This is a genomic window from Tardiphaga sp. 866_E4_N1_4, from assembly GCF_052076075.1.
Lineage (GTDB): Bacteria > Pseudomonadota > Alphaproteobacteria > Rhizobiales > Xanthobacteraceae > Tardiphaga > Tardiphaga robiniae.
The window spans coordinates 2,852,204-2,878,181 of sequence record NZ_CP197242.1; the positions used below are offsets into that span (position 1 = coordinate 2,852,204).

22 protein-coding genes and 1 pseudogene are annotated in these 25,978 nt (G+C 59.8%); 2 read left to right on the forward strand and 21 right to left on the reverse strand.

The window, feature by feature from the left end; translation table 11 throughout:
• Positions 1-95 precede the first annotated feature (95 nt).
• Entirely contained in the window at positions 96-383 is a 288-nt protein-coding gene (locus tag AB8B20_RS14010) for a septal ring lytic transglycosylase RlpA family protein (protein ID WP_439073078.1), read from the reverse strand.
• A 558-nt stretch (positions 384-941) separates the two neighbouring features.
• Positions 942-1,151: a hypothetical protein gene (locus tag AB8B20_RS14015; protein ID WP_439074970.1), complete on the reverse strand. Its 210-nt coding sequence runs from the start codon at positions 1,149-1,151 to the stop codon at positions 942-944.
• An 893-nt stretch (positions 1,152-2,044) separates the two neighbouring features.
• On the opposite strand from AB8B20_RS14015, the gene AB8B20_RS14020 reads away from it, so the two are divergent.
• Positions 2,045-2,251, forward strand: a complete 207-nt coding sequence (locus tag AB8B20_RS14020) for a hypothetical protein (protein ID WP_439074969.1) — start codon at positions 2,045-2,047, stop codon at positions 2,249-2,251.
• A gap of 20 nt (positions 2,252-2,271) precedes the next feature.
• Here the strand turns inward: AB8B20_RS14020 and AB8B20_RS14025 are convergent, their stop codons facing one another.
• Positions 2,272-2,817 (reverse strand): TIGR02594 family protein, encoded by a 546-nt coding sequence (locus AB8B20_RS14025; RefSeq protein ID WP_441253326.1) that lies wholly within the window; start codon positions 2,815-2,817, stop codon positions 2,272-2,274.
• Positions 2,791-2,898: pseudogene (locus AB8B20_RS14030) on the reverse strand (peptidoglycan-binding domain-containing protein); the annotation flags it as partial. The pseudogene AB8B20_RS14030 and the gene AB8B20_RS14025, both read right to left, overlap by 27 nt.
• A gap of 377 nt (positions 2,899-3,275) precedes the next feature.
• Between AB8B20_RS14030 and AB8B20_RS14035 the strand changes: the two are divergent.
• Positions 3,276-3,557, forward strand: a complete 282-nt coding sequence (locus AB8B20_RS14035; RefSeq protein WP_439074968.1) for a hypothetical protein — start codon at positions 3,276-3,278, stop codon at positions 3,555-3,557.
• Positions 3,558-4,441: 884 nt separating this feature from the next.
• Here AB8B20_RS14035 and AB8B20_RS14040 read toward each other — a convergent pair.
• The 17 genes from AB8B20_RS14040 to boxA form a co-directional block, all read right to left on the reverse strand.
• The gene (locus AB8B20_RS14040; RefSeq protein ID WP_439074967.1) at positions 4,442-5,248 is read right to left on the reverse strand and encodes a dienelactone hydrolase family protein; all 807 of its coding nucleotides are present in this window, start codon (positions 5,246-5,248) and stop codon (positions 4,442-4,444) included.
• Between the two features lie 2,086 nt (positions 5,249-7,334).
• Positions 7,335-8,735, reverse strand: coding sequence for an integrase (locus AB8B20_RS14045; RefSeq protein ID WP_439074965.1), 1,401 nt, complete (start codon positions 8,733-8,735; stop codon positions 7,335-7,337).
• Positions 8,736-9,357: 622 nt separating this feature from the next.
• A complete protein-coding gene (locus AB8B20_RS14050; RefSeq protein WP_089266090.1) occupies positions 9,358-9,873 on the reverse strand; it encodes an Lrp/AsnC family transcriptional regulator in 516 nt (171 codons plus the stop codon).
• Between the two features lie 224 nt (positions 9,874-10,097).
• Entirely contained in the window at positions 10,098-10,859 is a 762-nt protein-coding gene (locus AB8B20_RS14055; protein ID WP_439074963.1) for an SDR family NAD(P)-dependent oxidoreductase, read from the reverse strand.
• Positions 10,856-12,364 (reverse strand): class I adenylate-forming enzyme family protein, encoded by a 1,509-nt coding sequence (locus AB8B20_RS14060; protein WP_439074961.1) that lies wholly within the window; start codon positions 12,362-12,364, stop codon positions 10,856-10,858. Before AB8B20_RS14060 ends, AB8B20_RS14055 begins: the two co-directional genes overlap by 4 nt.
• Before the next feature lie 24 nt (positions 12,365-12,388).
• Positions 12,389-13,378, reverse strand: coding sequence for an ABC transporter ATP-binding protein (locus tag AB8B20_RS14065; RefSeq protein ID WP_093756967.1), 990 nt, complete (start codon positions 13,376-13,378; stop codon positions 12,389-12,391).
• Positions 13,356-14,378: an ABC transporter ATP-binding protein gene (locus tag AB8B20_RS14070; RefSeq protein ID WP_439075069.1), complete on the reverse strand. Its 1,023-nt coding sequence runs from the start codon at positions 14,376-14,378 to the stop codon at positions 13,356-13,358. The genes AB8B20_RS14065 and AB8B20_RS14070 overlap by 23 nt, the downstream gene beginning before the upstream one ends.
• Positions 14,379-14,385: 7 nt before the next feature.
• On the reverse strand, positions 14,386-15,231 hold the full coding sequence (locus tag AB8B20_RS14075; protein ID WP_089266085.1) for an ABC transporter permease: 846 nt from the start codon (positions 15,229-15,231) through the stop codon (positions 14,386-14,388).
• 3 nt (positions 15,232-15,234) lie between these two features.
• Complete coding sequence (locus tag AB8B20_RS14080; protein ID WP_439074959.1) at positions 15,235-16,203, reverse strand: ABC transporter permease; 969 nt, start codon at positions 16,201-16,203, stop codon at positions 15,235-15,237.
• A 14-nt stretch (positions 16,204-16,217) separates the two neighbouring features.
• Positions 16,218-17,792 carry an ABC transporter substrate-binding protein gene (locus tag AB8B20_RS14085; RefSeq protein WP_439074957.1) on the reverse strand — a complete coding sequence of 525 codons (1,575 nt, stop codon included), beginning with the start codon at positions 17,790-17,792 and terminating at the stop codon, positions 16,218-16,220.
• A gap of 90 nt (positions 17,793-17,882) precedes the next feature.
• Positions 17,883-18,317 carry a PaaI family thioesterase gene (locus AB8B20_RS14090; RefSeq protein WP_093756972.1) on the reverse strand — a complete coding sequence of 145 codons (435 nt, stop codon included), beginning with the start codon at positions 18,315-18,317 and terminating at the stop codon, positions 17,883-17,885.
• The gene (locus AB8B20_RS14095; protein WP_439074955.1) at positions 18,314-19,327 is read right to left on the reverse strand and encodes a quinone oxidoreductase family protein; all 1,014 of its coding nucleotides are present in this window, start codon (positions 19,325-19,327) and stop codon (positions 18,314-18,316) included. The genes AB8B20_RS14090 and AB8B20_RS14095 overlap by 4 nt, the downstream gene beginning before the upstream one ends.
• 21 nt (positions 19,328-19,348) lie before the next feature.
• Positions 19,349-20,470 carry a M14 family metallopeptidase gene (locus tag AB8B20_RS14100; protein WP_439075068.1) on the reverse strand — a complete coding sequence of 374 codons (1,122 nt, stop codon included), beginning with the start codon at positions 20,468-20,470 and terminating at the stop codon, positions 19,349-19,351.
• Positions 20,470-21,330, reverse strand: coding sequence for a VOC family protein (locus AB8B20_RS14105; RefSeq protein ID WP_439074954.1), 861 nt, complete (start codon positions 21,328-21,330; stop codon positions 20,470-20,472). The genes AB8B20_RS14100 and AB8B20_RS14105 overlap by 1 nt, the downstream gene beginning before the upstream one ends.
• A 75-nt stretch (positions 21,331-21,405) precedes the next feature.
• Positions 21,406-22,125: an aspartate/glutamate racemase family protein gene (locus tag AB8B20_RS14110; protein WP_439075067.1), complete on the reverse strand. Its 720-nt coding sequence runs from the start codon at positions 22,123-22,125 to the stop codon at positions 21,406-21,408.
• Between the two features lie 617 nt (positions 22,126-22,742).
• Positions 22,743-24,632 (reverse strand): feruloyl-CoA synthase, encoded by a 1,890-nt coding sequence (locus AB8B20_RS14115; protein WP_439074952.1) that lies wholly within the window; start codon positions 24,630-24,632, stop codon positions 22,743-22,745.
• Positions 24,633-24,725: 93 nt separating this feature from the next.
• Positions 24,726-25,919: a benzoyl-CoA 2,3-epoxidase subunit BoxA gene (gene boxA, locus AB8B20_RS14120; protein WP_439074950.1), complete on the reverse strand. Its 1,194-nt coding sequence runs from the start codon at positions 25,917-25,919 to the stop codon at positions 24,726-24,728.
• Positions 25,920-25,978 lie beyond the last annotated feature (59 nt).

Sequence of the window (25,978 nt, forward strand, 5' to 3'; positions counted from 1 at the left end):
GTTCTTGATTAGAAGTGGCACCGCAACTCCACATATTACAAGGCGTGCGCAGGTCGACTTGAGGCCGAGTGATGACGCTTTCGGCTCTATGGGGGTTACTGGACGGTCACCCGAGCGGACCCGCCCATGCCGATTGCGTCGGCTGCTGCTCGAGACAGGTCGACGCAGCGGCTCTTGATGAACGGCCCGCGGTCAGTGATCCGCACCCGTACCGATCGTCCATTGGCCTTGTTCGTCACCGTGACGTGGCTGCCGAAGCGCCTGGTGCGGTGCGCGGCCGTCAGGGCGTAGGTGTTGAACCGTTCGCCTGAGGCTGTCCGGCGACCGTGGTAGCCATCCCCAACGCCGTATTGGCTGGCGATGCAGGTTCCCTCCTTGGTCATGGTGACTTTGATCGAGCGAACCCCGGCGAAAAAATCCTGAGCAGCTGCAGGCATTGTGGATAGCGCGCGCAGCAAGGCTGCCGCAAAGAGGCGGATCATTGAGTTTCCTTCGGTTGTGATGCTAGAGCTCGATGGCCGGCGTGACCCCAGAAGCCACGCCAGGGCTTGGCCCGGCGCTCATGGATTCGGTTGAGCGTCGGGCCGTTTCATTTGCCAGACTTGCTGGAACGAGAATCGTTATTGTCTCTTTTCCCGCCGGTCAGCATCTTTTGCAGAGGCTGTTGGCCTGGCTCGGCGGTCTCCCTGTCCCCAACTCAACGCCGCCGAGCCCCCCCCCCCCCCCGTTCCGTCCGTGTCGCCGCGAGGTTCTGAATCCGTCTGTTTCGGGTGCGGGTAACATTCCAACGGTGCGGCATAGGCAGACGAACTATTCGCAGCCAGAGAGATTGGCCGGAACGTTGTCGACTAGATGTCATTATTTGAGGAGCCGGATAGTCGATCCTCCAAGGTCTAAGAAAATCCGGTCAGGCCCGACGGCATCTAATGACGTCGGGCCGCTTACTTTCGCCGGTGCGGATGTTCGCGCCGGGCGTCAAGAGCTTCGTCGACCTTCTCGGCCAGTTCCTCGAGCGCGTTCGTGAATTTGACTTGATGCTGGCGGTCCAACGCCTCGGCGTGGCCCTTGAGGGCAATCGCCAGCTTGTCCAGCACCTTCATGTAATCGGCGAATTGGTTCGCTTCGACGATGCCGGTTGCGATGTTGACCATCGGCGCGATTGGATGGCCTGCTTCTTTGCTTTGCCCCCTGCGAGGTACCCCGGACCATGGCCACGATCGCGCCGGCGATCGTGCAGAAGACAGCAGCGTAAGCTAACGTGATACCGAGCATCGAAGGCCGCCCTATCGAGAATAGCTCGAACGCTGCGAGCAGGGCGTAAACCGCGCACCCCGTGAGAACGGGGGTATTGTTGATTCCGGCCTCTTCATAGAGAAGAACTGACACTTGCACCCAGGACACGGCATCGAACAGAGCGCCGACCATTCGAATGTGCGGTGACCGCGGCCACCGCCCGTTGATGTAGAGCGCGACGAGGCGCGCGGCGCCGACGAAGGCGAATAAGGCGGCCCATGAAGACTCGGTCATCCCGAACCGCCGGAATGCGACGAAGCCAGAGCTGGTCGCTCATCGTTTTCTTCTCCAGTATTTTAGGATTTACCCGGAGCCGCCGGGCGCGGTATGTCGTGCCTAATGAAGGGACTGAGCACTATCGTCGCCGTTCTGCGCGGCCTATTGATCGCGACGGCATTTGCACTAGCGACGTATTTCTTGATGACATGGCTCTTCCCGAGCGCCAGCCCCGCGCTCATCCCTTGGCGTTTCTAAATTGAATCAATTTGATCGTGGGATAACGCGATCATGATTGGAACGCTTTTGCGAAATCAGCGTAGTCAGGGCGCGATGTTCCTGCTCTCTGATCCCACCTTACAGATCGTCTTGCTGACTGCCGCGTTCGTGCTTCTAAGCGGTCGCGACGCCGTCGCACGGCACGTTCTGAGAAAGTTTTCTGATCTTGACGACCGAGAAGACTGAACCATCTTACGGCCTGGGACGACCCATCTCATTCAGGCGCAGGCAGAACGACCGTCTAGGGATGACGATCATGATTGACCAAAAGCTCGCACTTCTGCGTTGCCACCGTGGCAACATCGACCGGTATCGCAGGCTGCTCGAAACAGAACTGACAGATCTCGAGCGCACTTTTATCGAGAGGCGTCTCGGTGAAGAGCAGTCCAAACTCGACGCGTTTGCCACATATTCATTCCCGATGCGGCCGGAACGGTGCCCCCCTGCTGAAACAGCGGCGTAATTACGCCTCGCTGCCAGCCTTCACCGCCTGCCCGGTCGCGCCATCTTCCGGCCCGTCGTCGGCAGCGGCACGCCGGCCGGCCAGCGGATCGCTTTGATGGGGCGGGACTTCGGGATCTTGCTGACGTTGACGCTGTCGGACTGATTGCCGCCACGGCGGTAGTAATTCGCGTCTTCGGACTCATAGAGCGTGACGTGGCCGCCACCGGTGCGGCTATAGACCATGACGGCGCCGGGCGTCGGAGCTTTGAGCCGCTGGCCCCAGGTCGCCCACGCAAGCGCCGAGAGCGGCGCGCTGGCCGGTTTGATGCCGTTCATAGCGAAGACGTAGCCGATCCCGAGGCCGCACCATGGGATGCTGTCATGATTGTACCAGCCGACATTGCCCTTCAGCTCTGGATAGCGCCGGACGATCTCGTGGGCATCACCTTCGAGGACGGGGCCTCTTTCATTAAGGTGATGGGCGCATGGTGTCGACAGCCAGGGCGCGACCTTCAGCACCGACGGCGGCGGGAAGATCTTGTCGAGCTCGGCCGCGGTCAGCTTGTCGACCACCCCATCCGGCACCAGCCCATGGCTCGCCTCGAATGCCTTGAGGGCCGTCTGGGTAATGGTGCCGAAGCCGCCATCGGCCTCTAGGTCGTATCCCGCATTGGCAAAGCGATCTGAACGGCAGTCACGGCCGGCCCCGTTGCGCCCATGCGCAAGGGTCCCGACGCAACGAGTGCGGCGATTGTCATGTCAATATCTCCGTTGGGATTGCTATACTCATCCGACTGGGGGTGGATTGATCGTCTGCGAGCGCGCAAAGATGGGCGATGAAGCGCGCCCTTATCCTATTCGTCGGTTCCGTCGCCGTCGGCCTGACGGTCGGCTATGTCTTGGTTATGGTCGAGCTGTTCGAGTAAGCGAAGATTGCCTGCCATCATGCAGCGTGCCTTCGCCTTCTCGTGCCAGGCGAATTGTCAGATTCCGCTCCACGACAGTGCCGTTTGGTGTACCATTCGGCCAAATGGAGCGTTCCGATGGGCGATAAACCGCACCTCATCAACCTCCTGAAGCGGTTCATGGGCCTGCATGTCATTTTGGTAACATGCGCCAGCTTTTTGGCTGCTTGGATGCTTGGCGCATCGCCCGCGAAAGCGCTCACCGTGGCAACCATTGCCTACTCGTCCACGGTGTTTCATTTAGTCGCAATTATCATCCGCGTTGGTGTTTTCATCCTCTGCGTTCTGACCCTTACGGCGTTATTTGGTGCGACAGACGTCCAACGGGTCGCTTCTAAAAATTCCGGTCCCAAAACCTAGTCCGCTCGCCAGTCGATGGCTACGGCCGGCGTGAATTACACGCCACTCCCAACCTTGCCCGCGGCCCAAGCATTCCCCGTTACAGAAAAAGTGCTGGCCTGAGCCGGGAGGCTCCATGAACATCGCGTTTTGCGTTGCGCTGCCCAACGCCACGATCTCGTCGTAAAAGTCGTAAGGATCGCAGCGACGATATCAAACTGTGCACTGCAGTGCGGTATGGCGCGATAGACAAGTTCAACGTCGCATCCTGTGCATAGAAGACTACGAGGCTCAACCTCGCCCCAATGATTTTCTCCTTTCGAACCATTTCCGTGATAGCCGCCGGATAGACCGACGTGCTGACGCCGGCGCCGGGGTCATTATGACCACAGCCGATCGGGATCATTGATGGCCATAGGCCAATACATCACTCTCATATCGAGCAAGTGGATCAAGAGAGGTCTGCCCGCGATCCCGGCATTTATGGCCGATACATAACCTTTGCGATGCCCACGAGATTTGGGATCGCCTGAGCAAACGTTACACCGGACCACTCACCGCGCAGTATGCTGTCGCCGGTGAAGACGCCGCAGCCTTTTTTCAATCCGCCAACCGGCGGTTTGTTACCCGGTCATTCAATGTCGTTCCAGGTCGCGGCGTCAAATACAAGAGCTGCGGAGCTCGGATGGACGTGGTGACGTGCTTCTAAACTCTCCAGAGTGGGTTTCCCGGCATTGCCGCTTCGCCTCGCTGCGGGCTGCGGGCGGACTAGCTAGATGCAGAATTACGGTGTTTCGACTGATGTCAAACGAGGAGACCGCGACAAATCTGCCGATGACTTTATATTTTTTGCGCACGAGGGACGACAATCAAGGCTGATTGCTATTACTCTAAACCCAGCAACATCAATCGCGACCGAGGTGTTGTTTGAAGAATTCGACCAAGCTTTTGCGGCTGCTCGTAGCCGCTTTGCTGTATTCGAGGATATGCCCCTTGAATTTGATAGAGGGCCGATCTTGATCGAAGCCGTGATGTGCGTTTGAAAACACGGTAAGATCTATCTTTGATCCTTCTGGGCGCTCTCTGTCCTTGGCCCGTTCGCAAACTGACGAGGGAGTCCAGTCATCTTTGTCTGCGGCAAGAATTAAAACTGGCGATTTGATCTTCAGACCATGCAGCAATACGCGACAGTCAGGATAGATTCCACCGAGGGCGCGAAAGGGCGGTCGATCTGCGGAATTGACCGCTGCCAAAATAGCAACGCTTCCACCATGGCTCTGTCCAACGGCAAAATAGTTTGAACCTTGAAGACCAGGAAGCTTCTGAAGCGCAGCTTTTGCGTTGAACAGATCATCTAACCTGAACTCAACCGCGTCGCTTCGTCGGTCGCAAACAGTCTCTGCGGTCAAATTCCTCGCGGAGAAACTGTCCAATATATACGTGGCAAAATCGTTTTTGTTGAATTCGCGAGCCAGCAAGCCAAGCGATGCCTTCCCCCATCTATCGAGACCGCCGCAGGCGTGAAGTAAGATGACGACAGGAAATGGACCACGCCCAACCGGGTAAGCTAGGTCACCGCTCAATTTCGCTGAATACGTCTTAAGCGAAGTCTCACTCTCAAATCTAAATGTTTCAGCAAGAGCTCCATGTAGAGCCGCGAGTACGAAGGCTAAAATGGCGACCAATGCAAATAGGCGAGTCGGTCCGGGCATGACGAGTACCTCTTCGGCCCTTCGTTTGAAGTACTCACATTATGTCATTCCTCGCAATTGAAAATAGTGTAACGCATGATGGCCACTACTCGGATATGGCCCTGCACTTCTGTCTACTCTATGCCTTTTCTCCCTCAATGCGCCATACTCTCGGTCATCGGTGCGGGCCTCGGTCCGTGGATTGAACCGCTTGCGCTGATCCCTATAGGCAGATGACCGACGCTCGCCGACGGCGTCCCACGCCTTCTTCAGCGCATCGTGCAGCGTGCTCATACCGCCGTGTTTGCTGATGGCACCTGGGCCATCGGGCGGCACGGTGATCACATCACCTACGTTGTCCACTTCGCCGAACCATGGCTCCGCCGCGCCGAGGGTGGCAGCAGTGTGAACCTCGCCAATTCCACGGTCTCGGCGACACCGGGCCCGAACCAGCCACGGAAAGCTCGGTCGCCGGCTTTACCCCAGCCAGCCTTTGGCGCGCGCGGTTGGTGCCGCTTGAAGTCGCTTCAGGCGCACGGCGTCATCCATCGCCAACGGATCGGTCTTGTTAAACGCTCCTGGTTGTCGCCCACGGCCGCAGCCCACACGGGTGGCCTGTCGCTCAGCGCCCGCCACTCGCACTCGGGCGTTATCCGTGGACTTAGCCCTTTTGCCTATCACGCCGCGGCCCTCTCGACAAAGCGCGGACCGCGAGGCAGTTTTGCGCCATGGCGAGACTCGAATGGCCCGGCATTAACTGTCATCTTCGCTGGCAGGATCCTGTCGAAAATCGGGAGCACTATATGAAATCGATACTCGCCCTCGCCTGCATCACATTGCTTAGCGTCCCTCTTACCGGTTGTGGCAGCGAGCAGCCGAAGGATGGCAAGGACGGTCGCGACGGAGCCTCCGGCAAGGACGGCAAAGACGGGGCGCCCGGCAAAGACGGGACGGTCTTCAGGGTTGTTGAGAAAACTGGATCCGCTAACTGCGAAGCAGATGAAACTGTGGCTAGCGCGCTTTGCGTTCCGGTCGGGAGCAAAGGGCCTTCTACTGTCCCTATTTTTCAGCCTCCGGCGACAGGAAGCGGCGCGATCGTTATCAGCTGTCCAAGAATGACAACTAGACTCGTCTGTACAAAATAGGGGCGGCAGGGGTAATGACCGGGTTGAGATCACTTCTGAAATTCTTTGCCCCGGACTTTCATGCCTAAGAAGAACGCTACCGCCGACGAGCTGATCTGGCTCTTTCACGAGGAGCTTGCCGGCACGCCCCTGCGGAATGCCCGGGTTGCAATAATTCCAATCGGGGACGGCAATTGGTCCGCGCTCACGACCGCACTGAGCGAAGGCACTATCCCGATTTCGCGACTACAGTGTCGCGCATCGAGAAACAGCTGCGGACGCGTTACAGCCTGAAAGCCCGTTGATCCAGCCCCATCTGGAACTAAGCTGGCGACTGCCCGTTCTATGGTCCCATCGACCAAGGCGGCATCTCGACCAATACCACTGAGTTTGACCGGCTGAGTACCCAAACGGGCGACGACCGAAGCCTCATTAAAGCCCGCTACTGCCGATCGATCTTGAAGGTCGCTGCGATCAGCACCGATCAGGAAGCCCGCATTCTGCTGAACGGCCTCGCCACCGAGCAACCGACGCCAAATACGTCTGCTCCAATGGCCGAAGCTGAACGAGCGGCCGTCGCCGCGATCCGCGAACTTTGCCGGATATCAGCACGGGCGAAGCATTCCCCAAAGCTCTACCGAGTGGGTGCGTGCCGCGCGAACCATCCACTGTGGCTCAACGTTCAATAGGCTTCGTGCGGTGCAACTCTGGGAAAAGGGCTGCGTCGGCACGAGCCGAGCGAGTTCATCGCTCGGGCCTTGTCGGCCTTCGCCGACATGCCAACTGAATGGGCGGCCTTCCGAAGGACGCTCGCCCCGCGTCAAGGATCTCCTGATTACGAGGCTTGGCAAAAACAGCGGCGGTAGACGCAGCATCGCCTAAGTCTGCTAAGCGCTAACACTCAGTCATCAAAACCGAAACGCGCGACGGCCGCCCTATTGTCATCGCCCACGCCGTCTTCAATTGCATCGTGAAGCTATCGATTACTCCGCTGCCTGATGGGGAAGCTGTGTGTCAATTGAAATGGCGTGACGGCGCGACAACTCCTCCGTCATATCGATGATAAACGCGGAGTAGTGCTTCTCGATCATAAGCACGCTTGTGTCGTGGAGAGCGGCAACGAGCCTCACCGGCAATCCACCAATCAGACCGCGTACGATTGAGCTGTGACGCAATGCGTACATGATCGTGTCCGCCGGCAGGCCTGAAGCCTGAACCGCTTTTTGCCAGGACTTCGACGTCTCAAATGCTGGCCCCCATGGCCTCCTTACATCCCGCGCCCAACGCTTCGGCCCCGGTACCCGCTTATGCGCCCAGCGAAGTAGCAGCGGTTCGCCTGTGTCACGGCCCGCGACCAGCGGAGTCAAGCGCGCCATCGCGTTGGCGTCTATCGGAACGGCCGCTGGCGGGCTCGGCTTTCGTTTCCTGCCCTTGCGCGAGCTGGGCACCATTATTCGGTTCTTGGAAATTTGAACGTCAGCGACCGTCAACCGGGCGATCTGAGAGAAACGGGCGCCGGTGACTGCCAAGACGAACACAACGTAACCAAAGTCCTCGTCGTCCTCGAATGCACCTGCGACGATCGCGCGAACCTGACCGTCAGTGAGCAGTTGCTTCCGCGCCTCGTCTTCAGTCGGTTCATTACGGGTGCCCGCCTTTATCTCAGCCTGGACATGTCCGGGGATCTCACGGCGGTGGCGCTCAGCGCCAACGTTTAGTGCTGCCCGTAGATCACCTACCAAGCGATTTCGCGAAGCGGGTTTGAGCGGCGGCAGATTGGCGACCGGCGCGCTTTTCGACCGACGCGGCCGTTTCGTCAGGCGCGAGGGTTTCGACTGAGGTTGCCGCTTCAGTTGGCCGACCCACTCTTCGATCGCTTTTTCGCTGACCTGCGCCAGTCGCAGTTTGGCGAATTTGCTATCGGGCGGCAGATGCGCAAGCAATGCGGAGGCGGATGTCGACCTGCCGCCCGCGGCCTTGCGGCGTTGCACTTCGTAAGCCTCAACCACCGATCGGACCGTCGGGACCGCCGCGACGCGATCTGCTTCCCGGCTCGCCTCAATGATCGAGGCTTGCTGTCGCCCCCACGCGAGGGCCGCAGAAACCGCGGCCGTGTAGTTCAGGGTCTCGCCCGCAATCTCATCGCCGTCCGCGACTGAGCCGAGCCGTGCCTCAATCCGATCACCGTCGATGACGGCTTTGACGACCCACACTGAAACGCCTTTGCCTTTCCGATAGCCGAGCGAGACGCCGCCGCGTCCTCCGCTGACACCGATCCAATAGGGGTTCTTCCGAGGCTGCAGTTTGCCGCGCTTCGCAGGCGTATCGATTTGAGGAGCTCTAGCCGCTCCGGACGGCTTGGAAGGCTGATAATCGATAGCCATTGTCTTTCCCACACAGTCGTCCCACACAGAGGACCCTAAGTGTGGAGGATGCCCATGAGAACAGAAAGCGAAAAGCCTTTTGTTTTCAGCCATCCTGCACATCCTCCACATTGCAAAACCGCGAGAAAGACGATGCCTTTCCATTGGTAATGGAGAGGTCGACAGTTCAATCCTGTCTGGCAGCACCATTTTCCCCTGTTAAATCAATAAGTTTTCCCGACCGAGGCACCTGACAATCAGGCAGCGCGCGGCAGAACAGAACGCGAGATCGCGGTTCAATACGGGAATATCGGGGGTCTGTTCCCTGCCCGTTCCAATCAACCGGCATAAGCAGCCGCCGTATCACCGGACTCAAACGAACTTGGAACAGACCCCTCGCGGGGGCTGTACGCTTGTGGCTTTGAATGACGGACCAAAATCGAGACGACCGCCGCGGACCCCGCCCTAACCGGCCGGTTTTTCGTTTGGGGCACATAATGCCTCGACCCGGCCCATCGAACCGTAGAGTGACGCCAGATGCGATCAGCCGGCACGTGCCGCTCTAGCGAGAAATCGTGGAACGGTGCTGCCCGCAGCACACGAACGATTACACTCCATGCGGCAGCTTCGGAGCCGCGGCCTCTCAATGCGACAGGGAATGCGCCGCCGAAGATATATCGCCCCGCCCCTGCTTCACCAAAGCATTCATGAGCGGCAATTCGGTCGTCGACTTGATCTGCTCCATGGTGAACATCGACGACACATCATGCAGATCAATCTTGGCGATCAGCCGCTGATAAAGATCGTCGTAGGCCCGGATATCCGAGACCACAGCCCGGATCAAATAGTCCACATCACCGCTCAGGCGATAGAAATCGACCACCTCGGGGAAGCTGACGACGATTTTCCGGAAACGCTGAACCCACTCCGCGTTATGCTGATTCGTTCGCACGGCGATGAAAACGCTGACACCCAAATTCAGCTTGTCTGCATCGAGAAGTGCAACGCGCCGCTTGATGTAGCCAGAGCTTTCGAGCTTCTGGATGCGACGCCAACACGGCGTGGAACTCAGGCCAACGCGATCAGCCAGGTCCTGCATGGAAAGGCTGCTGTCTACCTGGAGTGCCGCGAGAATTTTGCGGTCGAGCTCGTCGAGCATAGTTGCCTCCGATGAAAGGTGTACGCAGAATATTTCTGCCGTTCATTGCCATCGTGACGCAATGCTATTGCGAGATTTGAAAGTTCGCGAGCATAAACAATTATCATCGCTGCGCATTCGAGCAGCAGGCTGGCGTCAAAAGCGACGCCTCCGCTGACGCAGCGCTAAGATGAATTTGCCACCGCGTATCGTGATATCGGCGCGTTGATTGAATCCGTGGCCTCTTACAGCCGCTGGCCGCCACTAGCATCAATCTGCTGGCCAGTGACCCAGCCCGCTTCGTCCGACGCGAGAAAGGCGACGACCCTGGCGATATCGTTGGGTTGCCCGACCCGGCCGAGCGCGATTGTCTCAGCCACTGCGCGGCTGGCCACCGGGTCGCGCGCGACGATGTTCATGTCCGTCGCCGTCGCGCCGGGCATCACGGAATTCACCGTGATCTCTCGACCCCCGAGATGAACGGCCAGCAAGCGGCTCAGCGCTTCCAGACCCGCTTTGGCCGGCGCGTAGGCGGCCATGGTCGGATAGGCCGAACGCGTCCCCATCGACGAGATATTGATGATACGTCCGCCATTGCGAAGATGTGGCATCAGTGCCTTGATCAGAAAGAACGGCGATTTCAGATTGGTCTGCAGCAGAAGATCGAAGTCGTCCTCGGAAATATCCTCAATGACCGCGCGTTTTCCGACGCCGGCGTTGTTGACGAGAATATCGAATGCAGGGCTGCCATAACGCTTGGTCAGTTCGGCACCTAGACCAGCGGCCAGGGAAGTTGCTCCACTGCGTTCCGAGAGATCGGCCTTGATGGCAAAGGCATTGCCCCCCGCAGCGGCGATGGCCGCTACAGTCTCATTCGCCGCATCGACCGAGGCGTTGTAATGGACCGCGACAGTTGCGCCGTCCTTCGCCAGGCGAAGCGCGATAGCCCGACCGATCCCCCGGCTTGCACCGGTGACCAGCGCGATCTTCCCTGTTAGCCCGCTCATGCCGACCAGCCGTGACTGGCTTCCAGGCTGCGCGCCCGATCGATCAGCGCCTTGCGATCGATCTTGTTGGTGCCCGCCCACGGCAATTCGTGGACGAATTCAACGCGGCGCGGGTGCTGATATGCCGGACCATTGGCGATGGCGAACTGACGGATATCGTCGAAGCTCGGCGTAGGCTGCTCCCGCGTGACAATAAACGCAACCGGCACCTGGCTCCGTTCCTCGTCGGGCAACGGCACTACTGCCGCCTGCTGGATCTGCGGGTGACGCTCCAACAGCTTCTCGACTTCGCCCGGATAAATGTTCTCACCGGAGCAGACGAACATGTCATCGGCACGGCCAACGAAGAAATAGAATCCGTTGGCATCGCGTCGCATCACGTCGCCGCTGTAGTACCAGCCATCGGTCAGCACCTTAGCGGTCTGTTGCGGCAGATTGTGATAATGATCCAGCACCGCGGGATTGCGCATCAACAGCACGCCTTCGTTCTCGGTGCCGTTGACGAGCCGGACATCCTCCAGACGGATCGGATAACCTAGCCCCAAAGGCGGCGTCGGGATCTTGTCGGGATGCGGACCGAACACGGCCGGCCCTGCTTCAGTCGTACCATAGCCCATCGTCATTACGACGTTGGGCAGCGCCTGCTTGATCCTGTCCCACAGACCCATGGTCATCGGCGCCGACCCAAGCATCAGGCGACGAACCGAGGTGATATCATTCTTCGCTAGCAGTTCCGTTTCCTTGACGACACGAGCCCACATGGTGGGAACGGCCGTGGCGGCGGTCACCTTGTACTTGGCGATGGCCTCAATATAACTGCGGGTCTCGAACGACGGCAGCACCACCACAGACGCATTCTGAGCGAAAATCGTCTTGATGGCGAACAGGCCATTCATGTGAAACAGCGGCTGCGCGATGATGTAGCGATCATCCTGATTGAGCGCACCGCTGGTACGTGTCGAGATCGCCCAGAGCTGGCCGTAATGCGATAGCGGTACGCCTTTGGGGCGGCCGGTGGAGCCGGACGTGTAGAGCATCTGCCCGACCTCTTCCCGCGTCGTCTCGACGGCGGTGAACGCTGTGGGCTGGATGGTCGCAGCAAAGCCGCTTGGGCCGCTGTCGTCGAAATTGATGATGGGAATGCCGTCGCGCACCATCGACCGATTGGCATTGTCGACGAATGCCAGCGCGATCTTCGCGTCGTCCATCACAAAATCGACCGTGTCGCGCGCAGCCTTGATATTGACCGGAACAGCGATGCATCCGGCGCGCATGATGCCGAAATAGCAGATGATGTACTCGGCGCGGTTAAACGACAGGATCGCGACATGCGTGCCGCGCTTGTAACCACTATCGACAAGATACCGGGCGACCCCGTTTGCCATCTCGTCGATCTGACGGTGCGTGTAGCGCCTGGGATGCGCGGGATCGATCAGATCGATGACCGCCTCCCGATCAAGGTCACCGCTGCGATCGATCAGGTCACCGAGATTATTCCACCGCATTGGCAATACTCCACTTCTGAGAACTTAATTGGCTACCCGCGCAACCCGTGGCAGCGCCGCGGGTTGTTCAAGCAGATCGTAGTGACAAGCCACCTTGCGGCCATCGGAGACATCGCGCAGCATCGGTCGCTCCTCGCGGCAAAGCGCCTGAGCGTAGGGGCAGCGCGTATTGAAGCTGCAGCCTGGCGGCGGATTGAGCGGGCTGGGCAACTCACCCTGCAGCACGCTGCGGGTGCGGCTGCGTGCGGTGCGCGGATCGGCGATCGGTGCGGCGGCAAGCAATGCCTCCGTATAAGGATGCGCCGGTCTATCCCAGACGTCCTCGCTGCGGCCTGTTTCGACGATCCGACCGAGATACATCACGATCAGCCGGTCCGAAATATGCTCGACGACCGAAAGATCGTGCGAGATGAACAGATACGACACGCCCGTTGCCTGCTGCAGGTCCTCGAGCAGATTGATGACCTGCGCGCGCACCGAAACGTCCAGCGCAGATACCGGCTCGTCGCAGATGATGACCTTGGGCTTGAGCGCAAGTGCACGTGCAATGCCGAGACGCTGGCGCTGGCCGCCAGAGAACTCATGCGGATAGCGCCGCATCGCATCGGCCGGCAGGCCTACCTGTCCCATCAGCTCGATGACACGATCCTTGATATCACGGCGCGACCAGCCGGCGACGCTGAGCGGTTGCCCGACGATGGTGCCGACGTCGTGGCGCGGATTGAGCGATCCATAAGGATCCTGGAAGATCATCTGCATCGACTTCCGCGAGGCCTTCAACGCGCCGGCCTGCATCCGCGTGACATCGTCACCATCGAGGAAGACGCGTCCGTCGGACGTCGGCACCAGACGCATGATCGCCTTGCCGAGCGTGGACTTGCCGCAGCCGGATTCCCCGACCAGCCCCACAGTCTCGCCGGGCTCCAGGTCGAAACTCACATCGTCGACCGCCCGCACGACGCCCTGTGCGCTCTGGTATTGGACACAGAGACTAAGCACCGATAGTAGCGGCATCGCGCGATAACTCCTTCTCGGCAGCAAAACAGGCGGCGGAACGGTGCGGCAGCAACGGCGCCAGTTGCGGCCGCTCGGCACGGCAGCGATCGAGTACATCGGGACAACGGTTCTGGAAGGCGCAGCCCTGCGGCAAATCGGACAGTGCCGGCACGTTGCCCGTAATTTCGACGAGACGACTGCCACGTCGGCGCTGTGCCGACGGCGTCGCCCCCAGCAGCCCCCGCGTGTAGCGATGCAGCGGCCGCTCGAACAAGGCCTCCACCGGCGCTTCCTCGACTTTGCGGCCGGCATACATCACGGCCACCCGGTCGGCGACTTCGGCAACCACGCCGAGATCATGGGTGATAATGATAAGGCCCATATCGGATGAGGACTGCAATTCCTTCATCAGCTCGATGATCTGCGCCTGGATGGTGACGTCGAGCGCCGTGGTCGGTTCGTCGGCGATCAGGAGCTTTGGCCCACAAGCAATCGCCATGGCGATCATGACACGCTGGCTCATGCCACCAGACATCTGGTGCGGATAATCATTGAAGCGGCGCTCCGCATCCGGGATACGCACCTGGCGCAGCAATTCGATTGCGCGGTCTCTCGCCTCGTGGCGCGACACGTCAGTGTGGCGCCTGATTGCCTCGATCAGCTGATCCCCAACCGCGACCACAGGGTTCAGCGATGTCATCGGATCCTGGAAGATCATCGAGATGTCCTTGCCGCGGACCCGCTGCATCTCGCGCTCGGACAAGGCCGCGAGATCACGCCCCATGAAGCGGACGGCGCCACCGACGATCTTTGCCGGCGGGTTCGGCAACAACCGCATGATCGCCAGCGCCGTCAACGACTTGCCACAGCCGGATTCACCGACGATGGCGAGAGTCTCGCCGGCCGAGACTGTCAGCGACAGACCATCGACCGCAGGCAATACGCCGCGGCGGGTGAACAACGATACCTGCAGGTTCTCAATGGAGAGGATTGGCGCTGGACCGGCTTTGCTGCCCATGATCATCTCAGCGATCCCGCAGTTTGGGGTTGAGCGCATCGTTGAGGCCATCGCCTACAAGGTTGAGCGCCAGCACAGTGAGCATGATCGCAAGACCCGGCACTGCGCAGATGTACCAGGACGAGCGAATGAGCGTCCGGCCGTCCCCGATCAGCTGTCCCCAACTGGTGACATTGGGATCGCCGAGCCCGAGGAATGCTACGGCGGACTCGAACAGAACGGCGCCCGCAACGACCAGCGACGACAGCACAATCACCGGCGGCAGTGCATTCGGCAGTATCTCGCCGAACATGATCCGCAGGCTGCCCATCCCCATGGCGCGGCAGGCCTGCACGAATTCGCGATCGCGCAGCGACATGAACTCGGCACGCGTCAGCCGTGCGATCGGCGTCCAGGTCACGACGCCCACGGCGATTGTCACATATTCGATCTTCTGCCCGAGGATCGACACGATGGTCAGTACGAAGATCAGGTTGGGGATGGTCTGGAACAATTCGGTCAGACGCATCAACAGCTCGTCGACCCAACCGCCGACATAGGCCGCGGTGGCGCCAACAGTGATGCCGATGATGGTGGCGGTCAGGCTGGCGCAGAGGCCGATTAGAAGCGTGGTGCGGGCGCCGTGGGCAATCATCGCTGCAATGTCACGACCCAGAGAATCCGTGCCAAGCGGATAACGCGACGACATGAAGGGCCAGATCTCCGGCCGCCCGACAATACGAAGCGGGTTGCGCGGGAACCACCATGGCGCGGCAATAGCAACACCGACGACGACCAGGACGAGAAACAGACCGACCAGCGCCGCACGGTTGCGGGCGAAGCGCCGGGCGAAGTCGAAGAACAATGTCGGCATGATCTACCTCGCCTTGATCCGGGGATCGAGCCGCAGATACAGCAGATCGACGGTCGCGTTGCAGACAGCCACCAGCAGCGAACCGAGGACGAGCACACCGAGCACCATGGGAAAATTGCGGCTCATCACGCTGTCGAACAACAGACTGCCTATGCCGGGCCAGCTAAACACGGCTTCGATGACGACGCTGCCGCCAAGCATGGTGCCAAGCTGCAATCCGAGCAGCGTAACGATCGGCAACATCGCGTTGCGCATCACATGTGCCAGGACCACACGACCGCCCGACAGGCCTTTGGCACGCGCCGTCCGCACGAAATCCAGCTGGGCCACCTCCAACATTGAGGCCCGCATCACGCGCGCGAAGGTCGCTGCGTAGAACAGTCCCAGTGCCGTCGCGGGAAGGACGAGATGATGCATCACATCCAGAACGGCACCGAAGGCACTTTCGTCGACGCCGATGGTGCGCATGCCGCCGACCGGAAACCAGCCGAGCTTCACGGCGAACATCACCGTCATCATGATGCCAAGCCAGAAGCTCGGTGCAGCGAAGAAGAATACCGCACCGAGCGAGATCAGATTATCCCAGATCGTGTTGACCCTGATCGACGCCAGCACGCCGGCTGTGACGCCAACGAGCAAGGCAATTCCGATTGCCGCCAGCATCAGGATCAAGGTCGCTGGAAGCTGTTGCATGATCACATCAAACACCGGCGCGTTCTGCCGGTACGAATAGCCGAGATCGAGCCGCATCACCGACCAGATATATTTGGCAAGCTGCACCGACACCGGCTGATCGACGCCGTAGGTGTGACGCAGCTGATCCAGCATCTTCGGGTCGGTGATCTGCTGTTCGGACGTCATCACGTCGAACAGACTCCCCGGCGCCAGATGGATCAGAACAAAATTCATCACAATGACCGCGAAGATCAGCGGAATGATTTGCACGAGCCTGCGGATGATGATGCGACGCACGTTTGCCTCCGCTCTCAGCGGTCCAGCCAGACCTCGGCCCAGCTTTCGCCCATGAAGTCCGCTGTCAGCGAATGATCGCGGACATCGGAACGAGCGATCGTCACGGGTTCAAGGTCGACCATCGGCAGGACCGGCGCGTCGCTCGCTGCGAGTTTGTCGAACTCGTGCACCAGGGATACGCGCTTCTTCTCATCGGTCTCGATCGCCATCTTGCTGACGGTCTCGTCCATCTTCGGATTGGAATAGCCGGTGGCATTGCGGAAGGCTGCCCCCTTCACGATACCATCGGTGGTGTAGTATTGCGTTGTCTGCGGGATCGGCTCGATGCTGGCTGAATTGTTCGACACCGCGACGTCATATTCATAGTCGGTGTAGATGCGTTTCAGCGAGGTCGCGCGATCGGGGATCGCCAGATCGACGGTGATGTCGACGTCCTCGAAGGCTTGCTTCAGGTACTGACCGATCTTGACGTTTTCCTCGAACCACCCGGCCGATACCAGGCTCATCTTGAAGCGCGAGCCGGATTTCACCGGATAACCTGCGGCATCGAGCAATGCCGCGGCCTTTTTGACGTCGAACGGATAATCCTGAACGTCCTTGGTGAAGAAGATCGAATTCGAGAAGTGGAGAGCGCCAAGCGAGGGACGCGCGCGACCGAAGAAAACCGTATCCGCGATGAAGCTGCGGTCGATCGCATGGAGCAGGGCCTGGCGCACCTCGCGCTTCTTGAAGATCTCGCGACGCTGGTTGAACTCGACACTCGTGATCCACGCCGAATTCGAGTAGCCCTTGGTCTCGGCAACGAACTTCTTGGTTGCCGTCAGGCGCGCGATGTCCGGCGCCGGGATCGGATTGAATGTGCCTATATCAAGCTGGCCAGCCTCGAACGCGGCCGACCGCGACGCCGGATCTCGCCACCAGCGGATCACCAACTTGTCGAGATAGGGCAAGCCCGAATTCCAGTAGGTGTCATTGCGGGCATATTCGACATGACTGCCGCGCACCCACTCCTTGACCTTGAAAGGACCGGTGCCGATCGGCGTGTTGTTGATCGGATTGGTAATGATGTTCGACCCGTCATAGATATGCTTGGGAATGACGAGACCGGCTTTGCCGGCCAGCACGGACTTGAGGAAGAACTCTGGCACCGGCACTTTGAATTTCAGCACCACGGTCAGCGGATCCACGGCCTCTGCAGTCTGCAGCGCATCGAGGGTGACGCCAGCGGAGATCGGCTTCCAGTATTGGATCGCATTGAAGACGAGATCGTCCGAGGTCAGCGGCTTGCCATCATGCCAAGTGACGTTCGGACGTAGCTTGATCGTGTAGCTGCGAAAATCCTCTGCCGGTTCGATCCCGAGAGCTAGCACCGGTTCGAATTTGAGATCGGCGGTCAGGCGGATCAGCCGCTCGAACACCTTGGTCGACGTGAAATACGGGCTGGAGCCGCCACCCGCTGGAACGAACAGCGATTGCGGCTCAAATCCGCCCCACGTGCCGACCAGCGTGCCGCCGCGCTTCGGCGCCCCGGTTGCCGCCTTGGAAGAACCGGCAAAGCCGGAGGCCAAAGCAGCACCGGCTGTCGTCATCAAAAAATCACGTCTGCTAAAACCGCTCATTGTTCTTCCTTTGTTGCAGACAGGAATCGGTCCGCCATCGTGCGCTGCCCGGCCCTGCTATTATTTTGCTTCAAGCGTCGAATAGGTGCCGCGGCCGATGGCGAGCAGCGCCCCCTTTTCGTCAAACACATCGACGTCAGCCACACCGACGCTCTTGCCGGCGCGGCGCACCCGCGACACGGCGACCAAGGCGGTATCGACAGCCGGCTTCAGGTAATCGACGCGGAAATTCACGGTCGGTAGGCCGCGCCCGACCATCATGCCGACGGCGAAATCGCCGACGGTATCGATGACCGAAGCAATGACGCCGCCATGCCATTGCTTCGAGCCCGGTCGGCGTTCGAATTCCGGCCGCATCGGCGACCGCATCGTCACTTCCTGGGTTGCCGGATCGGCCTTGATCACCTCAAGGCCGAGGAACAGATTGAACGGCGACACGTCCAGCATCTGCTGAATCTCGGCAGCCGTCAGAATCTTGACGTCGGGCTTGCTCACGGCGTCACCACGACTTTGCCGAATACCGCACGATCCTCAATGACGCGCACCGCTTCCTTCGCTTCTTCCAGCGGATAGGTCTTGTCGATCAGTACCTGCAGCTTCTTGGCGGCGACGAGATCGAACAGTTTTGTGATATCGTCACGTTCCCAGCCGTTGGAGCCCTTGATCTCCAGTTCGAAGGTCCAAATGAAGCGAAGATCTTCAGTAGGCGAGTAGCCGGCGGTCGCGCCGCAGGTCAGAATGCGGCCGCCGAGCTTCAGACAGCGCAGCGATTTCACCCAGGTGTCGCCGCCGGTGAAGTTGACGACCACATCGACACCGCCACCTTCGACGAAGCGCCGGCGATGCGGCTTGCCGTGGCGCTCATAGATCGTCTTCATGAAGTCGGACTGGGTGTAGAGGATGATCTCGTCCGCGCCGAGCTCCGTGAGCCTCTTGCCCTTCTCCTCGCTACCGGCGCAGGCGATCACATAAGCACCTGCTAGCTTGGCGAGCTGGACACAGCACACGCCGACGCCACCACTGGCACCCAGGATCAGAACCTTCTCGCCAGATTTGATCTGACCAATGGTGTTCATCATACGGATCGCGGTGCCATAGGCGACCGGCAGTGCGGCCGCCTGCTCGAAGCTGACGCCGTCCGGAATCTTGACGAGCTGATGCGCCTTGGCGCGGCAGAATTCGGCGAGGCCGCCGTCCTGGGTCTCACCCATCAGGCCGCCTTCGACGCGGTTGACCGGATCGATCAGCACGCGATCACCGATGTTCCAGCCGGTGACGCCGGCGCCGAGTTCCGTGATTTCACCGACCACGTCGAGGCCAATGATGACAGGCAGCGGCACCTTGATGCCGGGCATACCGCGGCGGGTGAAAACGTCGTGATAGTTGATCGACGATGCCCGCACGCGGATGACAACGTCGCCCTCGCCGGCCTTCGGCGTCGGATAATCCGCCGTGAATTGCAGCTTATCGTTATCGCCGTGTTCGTAAAGGACAACTGCTCGCATGATCTATCTCGCTCCGTTGATTCAGGCTGCGACGGAGAGGGACCAGCTTGCCAGCCCCTCCACCGCCTGTTGAGTGATGGAAATGGCTTGTTCGGTGGTTTCTTCGCGCCAGTGCGACGACACCGGGACAAAGCAATCGTGCAGGTCTGCGCGCAGCATGCGAACGCGCTCGCTATCTTTCTCGGCCTTGAACTTCAGCCAGAGATCGAGCTGCAAGGCGCGACGAACCTTGGTACCACGCGTACCAAATTCGATCACTGCGCCGACCATCGGTCGCTCGCCAAGGAACCTGGTCATGCCGTGAAATACGAGTCCCTGATAATTGGGCCGCGCAAAATTGTTCGGCTTCTGGCCAACGATGCGTTCACGCCCCCACCAGCGCACGGCTTCCGCATGAAGCGCGCCGCCTTCAGGGTTGAAGCACAGGAAGAAGGACTCGCCGAAATCACCGATGCCGGTATGCCAATCGATGAAGCCGATGCGCTCGGCCGCGCCGAGATGATCGGCGATGATGGTCTCCAGAGTCAGATTGGACCACTCGCGCCCGGAGCCGCCATAATTGGAGCCATCCGGGAAGTCGTACTGCCCGCGCGCCAGCGTGTCGAACAGACCGTCATCGCCATGCGCGTCCTTGAAGGCTTCCACGGCGTCGGCGTAGATCTGCAGAGCTGCCGGCGTCCAGTCCTCCGGAAGGAGATGCGGATAAAGCTTCGCATAACCCGGATTGCCCGGACGGGGCGTGGAAAAATCGATGAAGTTGCGATTGAGATCGACATTGTTCTCGGTGGTCCGCGTCCCCCAGGCAAAGCCGTAGGGATTGATCGCGTGAACAAAGAGAATCGACACGCCGCGCGGAAGCGTGCGCGCAAATTTGCTCTGCATCCAGCCGATCTGCGCCGCCGAACCGCTGAGGCCTTCGAGGCCGTGCGTACCGCTGAGGATCACCAGTTGCGAAGCTGCGCGCGGATCGCCGAGCCGCGCCACATCGATGCACAGATCCTGGCCATTCGGACTCTTGAGCGCCGGATGGGTGTAAGTGGTCAACGCAGCGCCGACGTCATTCGCAGCGTTGCGAAACTTCACGCGCGCGCCGTCATAGTCGAGCGCAAAACTCCGAGTGAAATCATTAGGGAGCGCTACCATCACGCCGTGAACCCCAGAGCGACATTGGCTGCGTCGGTATGCGACACGATGATGCCGCCCGCACAGGGCTTGAAGGAAACGCCGGCCGCATCGAATACGGCGCGCGGCGTGTCGAGCGACGCGACCTTGAACACCAGCGCGACCATGCGGTCCGTGCCATCCGGGCTGACCAGCGCAGCCCCGACGTAGCGATCGGCCACGGCTGCAGGATCGAGTACGAAGATCGTCGCAGCACCGGCGCTGAACGAAAAGCCGCCATCCGTCGGCGTCAGGAGCGGTGCGCCGAACATGCGTTCATAGAGCGCTGCAGTTCGTGCCGGCTGCTGCGAGGCGATGACAAATTCGACGATTTCATTGGCGCCATTGGCATGCGTCTGCCATTCGGGGCGCCACACCAGTTCCGGCGTATCATGATGGCAGAAGAACGTGCGGCCGTTTTGCACTTCGTCGCCCGCCACGCGGATGACCTTGAAACGCGCGTCTTGGGCGCCGCCCGGCAATTCGACCGGCCGCGCGAAGCTCATTGGCTCCATGACGGGAACGGTATTGTCCTTCAGTGTCGCATAAACCAGATCGGCATCGACAGACTTGAAAACCAGACCACTCAATCCCGGCGGATGTGTCCAGAGATCTGCACGCATCGTTTCACGCCCCGGCAGATAGCCGAGCAATTCGAGATAGTTCGTACCGAAAATCGCAAGGTTGTTGCTGGATCCGAGCGTATGGTGGCCGCGCTCCGTCAACTGAAATCCGAGGCGTGTATATTGCGCAGCAGCCTCATCAAGCTGGCCCATCACGTTGATGACCACGTGATCGAGGACCGGCGAGATCTTACGTTGCGCAGTACGCATATCACTCATACGAAAGCCTCATTGCCTTCCAGGTTAGGGAGACCAGCAAGATCGATGCCAATCCAAAGAACAATCACGCCGATGTCATGCAGCACGTGGTCGCGGTTCTTCCTTCGCCATGGAAAAGGCGAGCGCCGCATCCGCATGAAGAATCGTTGAATCGAAGACTGGAAGATCGATGTGCTCGGGGCCGACCAGGAGACAGATCTCGGTACAACCAAGAATTACGCCGTCAGCGCCACGCTCTTTTCCTCGTGCAATCGCATCGAGATAGAGACGGCGCGAATCCTCGCGAACAACGCCTTGGCATAGTTCATCGAAGATGATGTCGTGAATGAACACACGATCGGCCTCAGCCGGAATAACGGGATTTAGCCCGAACCCCTCGCGCAATCGCGTCACATAGAAGTCCTGTTCCATCGTGTAGCGCGTTGCCAGAAGTAGCGGCCGCTGCAGCCCTGCAGCCTTCACGGCAGCGCCGGTAACGTCGGCAATGTGAAGAAGCGGGATCGACACTGCCTGCTGCACTTCGTCGGCAAGCTTGTGCATTGTATTCGTGCAGATCAGAATGCAACCAGCACCGCCTCCTTCCAGATCGCGTGCGATGTCAGCGAGAACCTGACAGGCCTCGTCCCAACGCCCTTGTTTCTGCAAGCTGACAATCGCGTCGAAGTTGATCGAACGCATCAGAATATCCGCGGAGTGGAGCCCACCGAGTTCGGCGCGGACTTGCTCATTCAGCCGGCGATAGTAAACAGCAGTACTTTCCCAGCTCATTCCACCAATCAAACCAATCGTCCGCATTACTATTGCTCGCTCTGTCCAGTCGATGTGCTTGACGGAACGATAGCATCGGCACCGCGCAATCCGATTGCGGATCGCGGTCATCATACTCAGTTTGCCTGAGAAGAAACTTCATAGTTCGAGCGATCGGCGGAATAGGATTTCAAATTTTCCGATCCGTCGCATCAACGTTTCTTCGTTGGGTCCTGACAGACCAGAATGATGCAACGACGTGCAGCGCCGGGAGTCGCCGTGTGTGTCGTGTGAAATCTCACTGCGTGAGAAGAGTCCGGTCTGCACCAGGAGTAGAACTCAGTGCAATTTAACACGCATGCGGATCGGACACGTTTCGCGAACACTCCGCATGAGCCGTTCATCGGAAACAAACGAGGTCGCCTCCTGGAGGGAAAGGCGACCTCGTGGAGCGCGCGAATGCCCTCGCGCCGGTCCATGTGCTCTGGGGAAGAGCGCTATATTTGACCACGGCGCCCGCGCTGGTGTGTGACGACGACATGACACGGCATGTGACAGTTGATCGCATCGGCAAAGTCTCGCGTGCGGTCGCTCGACCTGTTGCCTTCACCATCAACGCGATATTTTATTGTCCCAATGCATCGTTCGAGTTCTGGACATCCCGGCTAGGCATGACGGGCGTATTGCTCGACACTCGCGCAGATTATCAAGCGGCCTGAGAACTCTCTGTTCAGGTCTTCCACGTCGGCTACGCGGCGCGCCAGAACGGCGCGCTGGTTGACGTAGCCCTTGTCAGTAATCTCGCCGCCATCGACAGATAGCGGCTCTGCCAGCAAAAGCGCGCAAGTTGCATAGGTGGAAGACCCTCCGCCTGACGCCTTCAGTCTTGCGAGCCCTTCCCCTATGGACGAACGCACATTTTCACAGTCAAGCACGGCATCGATGCTCGCTGTTTCCGGCAGGCCGGACACCGCACGGCAGGCAGCCAGATTGGGAACGAGAAGAAATCGCACATCCTCGCCGCCATGGCCGGCCACGACGATATCCTGAACCAGCGGCGCCAACGCGGAGATTCCCGCCACGCGCAACGTTCCGACGTTGACCCATGTACCCGATGTCAGCTTGAAATCCTCGGCGATGCGTCCGTCGAACAGCAAACCCTGCTCCGGATGGGTCGGGTCTGCAAATGCAACGGCGTCGCCGATCAGATAGAAGCCGTCCGCATCAAAAGCCTTCGCGGTGAGGTCCGGCGCCTTCCAGTAGCCCGGCGTTACGTTGGGCCCGCGCACCCGTACCTCCAACTTGCCGTCCGACGGCACGAGCTTTAGCTCCGTACCGGGAATTGGCACGCCGATATTGCCTGATCTTGGCGCCTGAAAATGACAATCGGTCGCGAGTGGCGATGTTTCCGTCGATCCCCAGGCGGAGACCATCGGCAGCGGGCGCCCGATTGTCTCGATGGAAAGTGTCTCCAGCGCCGACCACGTGCTCTGCGGCAGAGCCGCACCGGCATAGAAGACGAACTTCACCTCGCTGAAGAATCGCTCTCGTAACCCATCGTCCTTCCGCAGGGCTGCAATAAGCATGTCAAAGCCACGCGGCACGTTGAAATAGACCGTCGGCATGACGCTGCGCAGATTGGCGATCGACGTCACGAACAATCCGGGCGCGGGCTTGCCGCTGTCGATGTACAGCGTTCCGCCGTTGCGCAGCACCATATTGAAATTGTGATTTCCGCCGAAGGTATGACTCCAGGGCAGCCAGTCGAGAAGAACGAGTTCGCTCTGCGGCGCTTCGAGAAACGGCCAGGTCTGTGCCTTGGCCTGCTGGCTCGAGGTCAACATGCGCTGGGTATTGATGACCGCCTTCGGCGCGCCGGTCGATCCCGACGTGAACAGGAATTTGGCGATCGTATCGGCATCGACCGCTGCGAAGGCATGATAGATCGCTGCGCTCACCGGCGTCGTGATCACATCGGCATATGAGTATCCCGCTCCGGCAGCCGCGCCACCGCCGATGATGGCGGCAGTGTGAAACGGGCCTATCGCAGCGAGGGCCGGACCGAACTGATGCAAGTTCGAGACGTAGATGGCACCGGGATCAAGAAGCCGGATCGCGCCACGCAGCTTTTCGAAATCCTTCGACATCAGCGAATAGGCCGGGGAAATCGCAGCAACGGGCACACCGACATGCATCGCTGCCAGGGCCAGAACGGCATGCTCGATGCCGTTGTCCGATAGCACTGCGAGGGGCCGCTGCGCACTCATCTCCTGTGCAAGAATCCAGCTACCCGCGCCGCGCACCCGTCGAAGCGTCTCGGCATAGCTTAGCGTCACCCAAGGCACATCCGGACTGGACCGCTCTGCCAGAAAGATCCGCTCCGGCACCTGTTGTGCCCAATGTTCAAACCAGTCCCCGACACAACGCGCATAGGGGCGCAGTGCTGTATCGGATCGAAGAAGGATCGTACCGTCGGATCGCTGTTCTGCGTCAACCGACGGCGTCAGAAAAAATGGACTGCCTGAGCCAGCCGCATTGTCGTGGTCCAGAACCATCGCTTCTCTCCCCCATAACGTACCCGTCTTTGTTCTTATTCGGGCTGTTCAATCGAACCGGTTGTTGCCGGCTCGGATCGGATGCAACATCGATCAGTAAGTCTCGACGTGATATCTTCCACCGCCGCGCATCGCCGCTTTCAGATCCGACCAATCCATCGACGCGGCGCGGCAAATATCGGCGAAGGCCTCTTCAACGCCACTTTCCATGCCTTTCAACCCGCAGATATAGACGTGGGTCTGCACGTCGCGCAGCAGCGACGTGATCGCTGCAGCTTCGCTGCGGATACGATCCTGCACATAGATCCGTCGCTCGCCCGGCACGCGCGAATAGCAGAAGTGCTTGCCCAGCAACTCCTCTGGGACCTTTTGCAGCGGACCGAAATAGGGCAGCTCCTCGGGGCGGCGCGCACCGAAGAACAGGAGCAGCCGCCCGGGCGCGCCAGGCATCGCGCGGCGCCGACGCTCCGTGAAGCCGCGGAATGGCGCAGAGCCTGTGCCGGTACAGACCATGAGAACATTCGCCGACGGATCGTTCGGCAGCAGGAAGGTGGCACCGAATGGCCCGGTGACTTCGACCTTTGCGCCACGCGGCAGATCACAGAGATAATTCGAGCACAGCCCACCGACTTCACGCTTCACGGTCAGCGCCAGATTGTTGGTATTCGGCTTCTCTCCATCGCGCGAACTGGCGATCGAATAGAGCCGCACCTGATGCGGCTTGCCGTCCGCGCCCAGGCCCGGCACGACGATACCGATGCTCTGGCCTTCGAGGATGGGAAACGGCTGCTCGCCGAAATCCAGAATGATATGGCGCACGTCGGAGTCGGCCGTCGCGTGGGTGAGCCGGAAATTGCCGGTCACGGTTGCCAACGCGGGTTTGCCGCGATTGTAGAGATTAACCGACGCCTTGCTGGAGGACGGCGGCGCGACGGGCTTGCCGCCCAGCCCCCTGCGCGCTTCTTCGAGCAACGCGCCGATTTCATCCTCGAGTGCTTCGATGGCGCCCGCACCAGCGCTATTATCCGCGATCTCCTCCTGCGCCGGCAAGTCACTCCAGGAGAACTGCTCGTCGAGCGAATACGGCGCCGCGACGACGCGCCAGTTGTCGATCGCGCCGGTCGGACACGGCGAGATGCAATCCATGCAGTAATTGCAGATCTCTGCGTTGACGACATAGTTGTTGTCGTCATGCGTCACCGCATCGACCGGGCAGCTCTCTTCGCAGGTGTTGCACCTGATGCAGATTTCTGGATCGATCAGATGCTGTTTGAAAGGGGCGTTCATGGCAAATCCCACACGTGCCATCGAGGACTGACAGCGACGGGGGGAGCTGGAAATCCCTC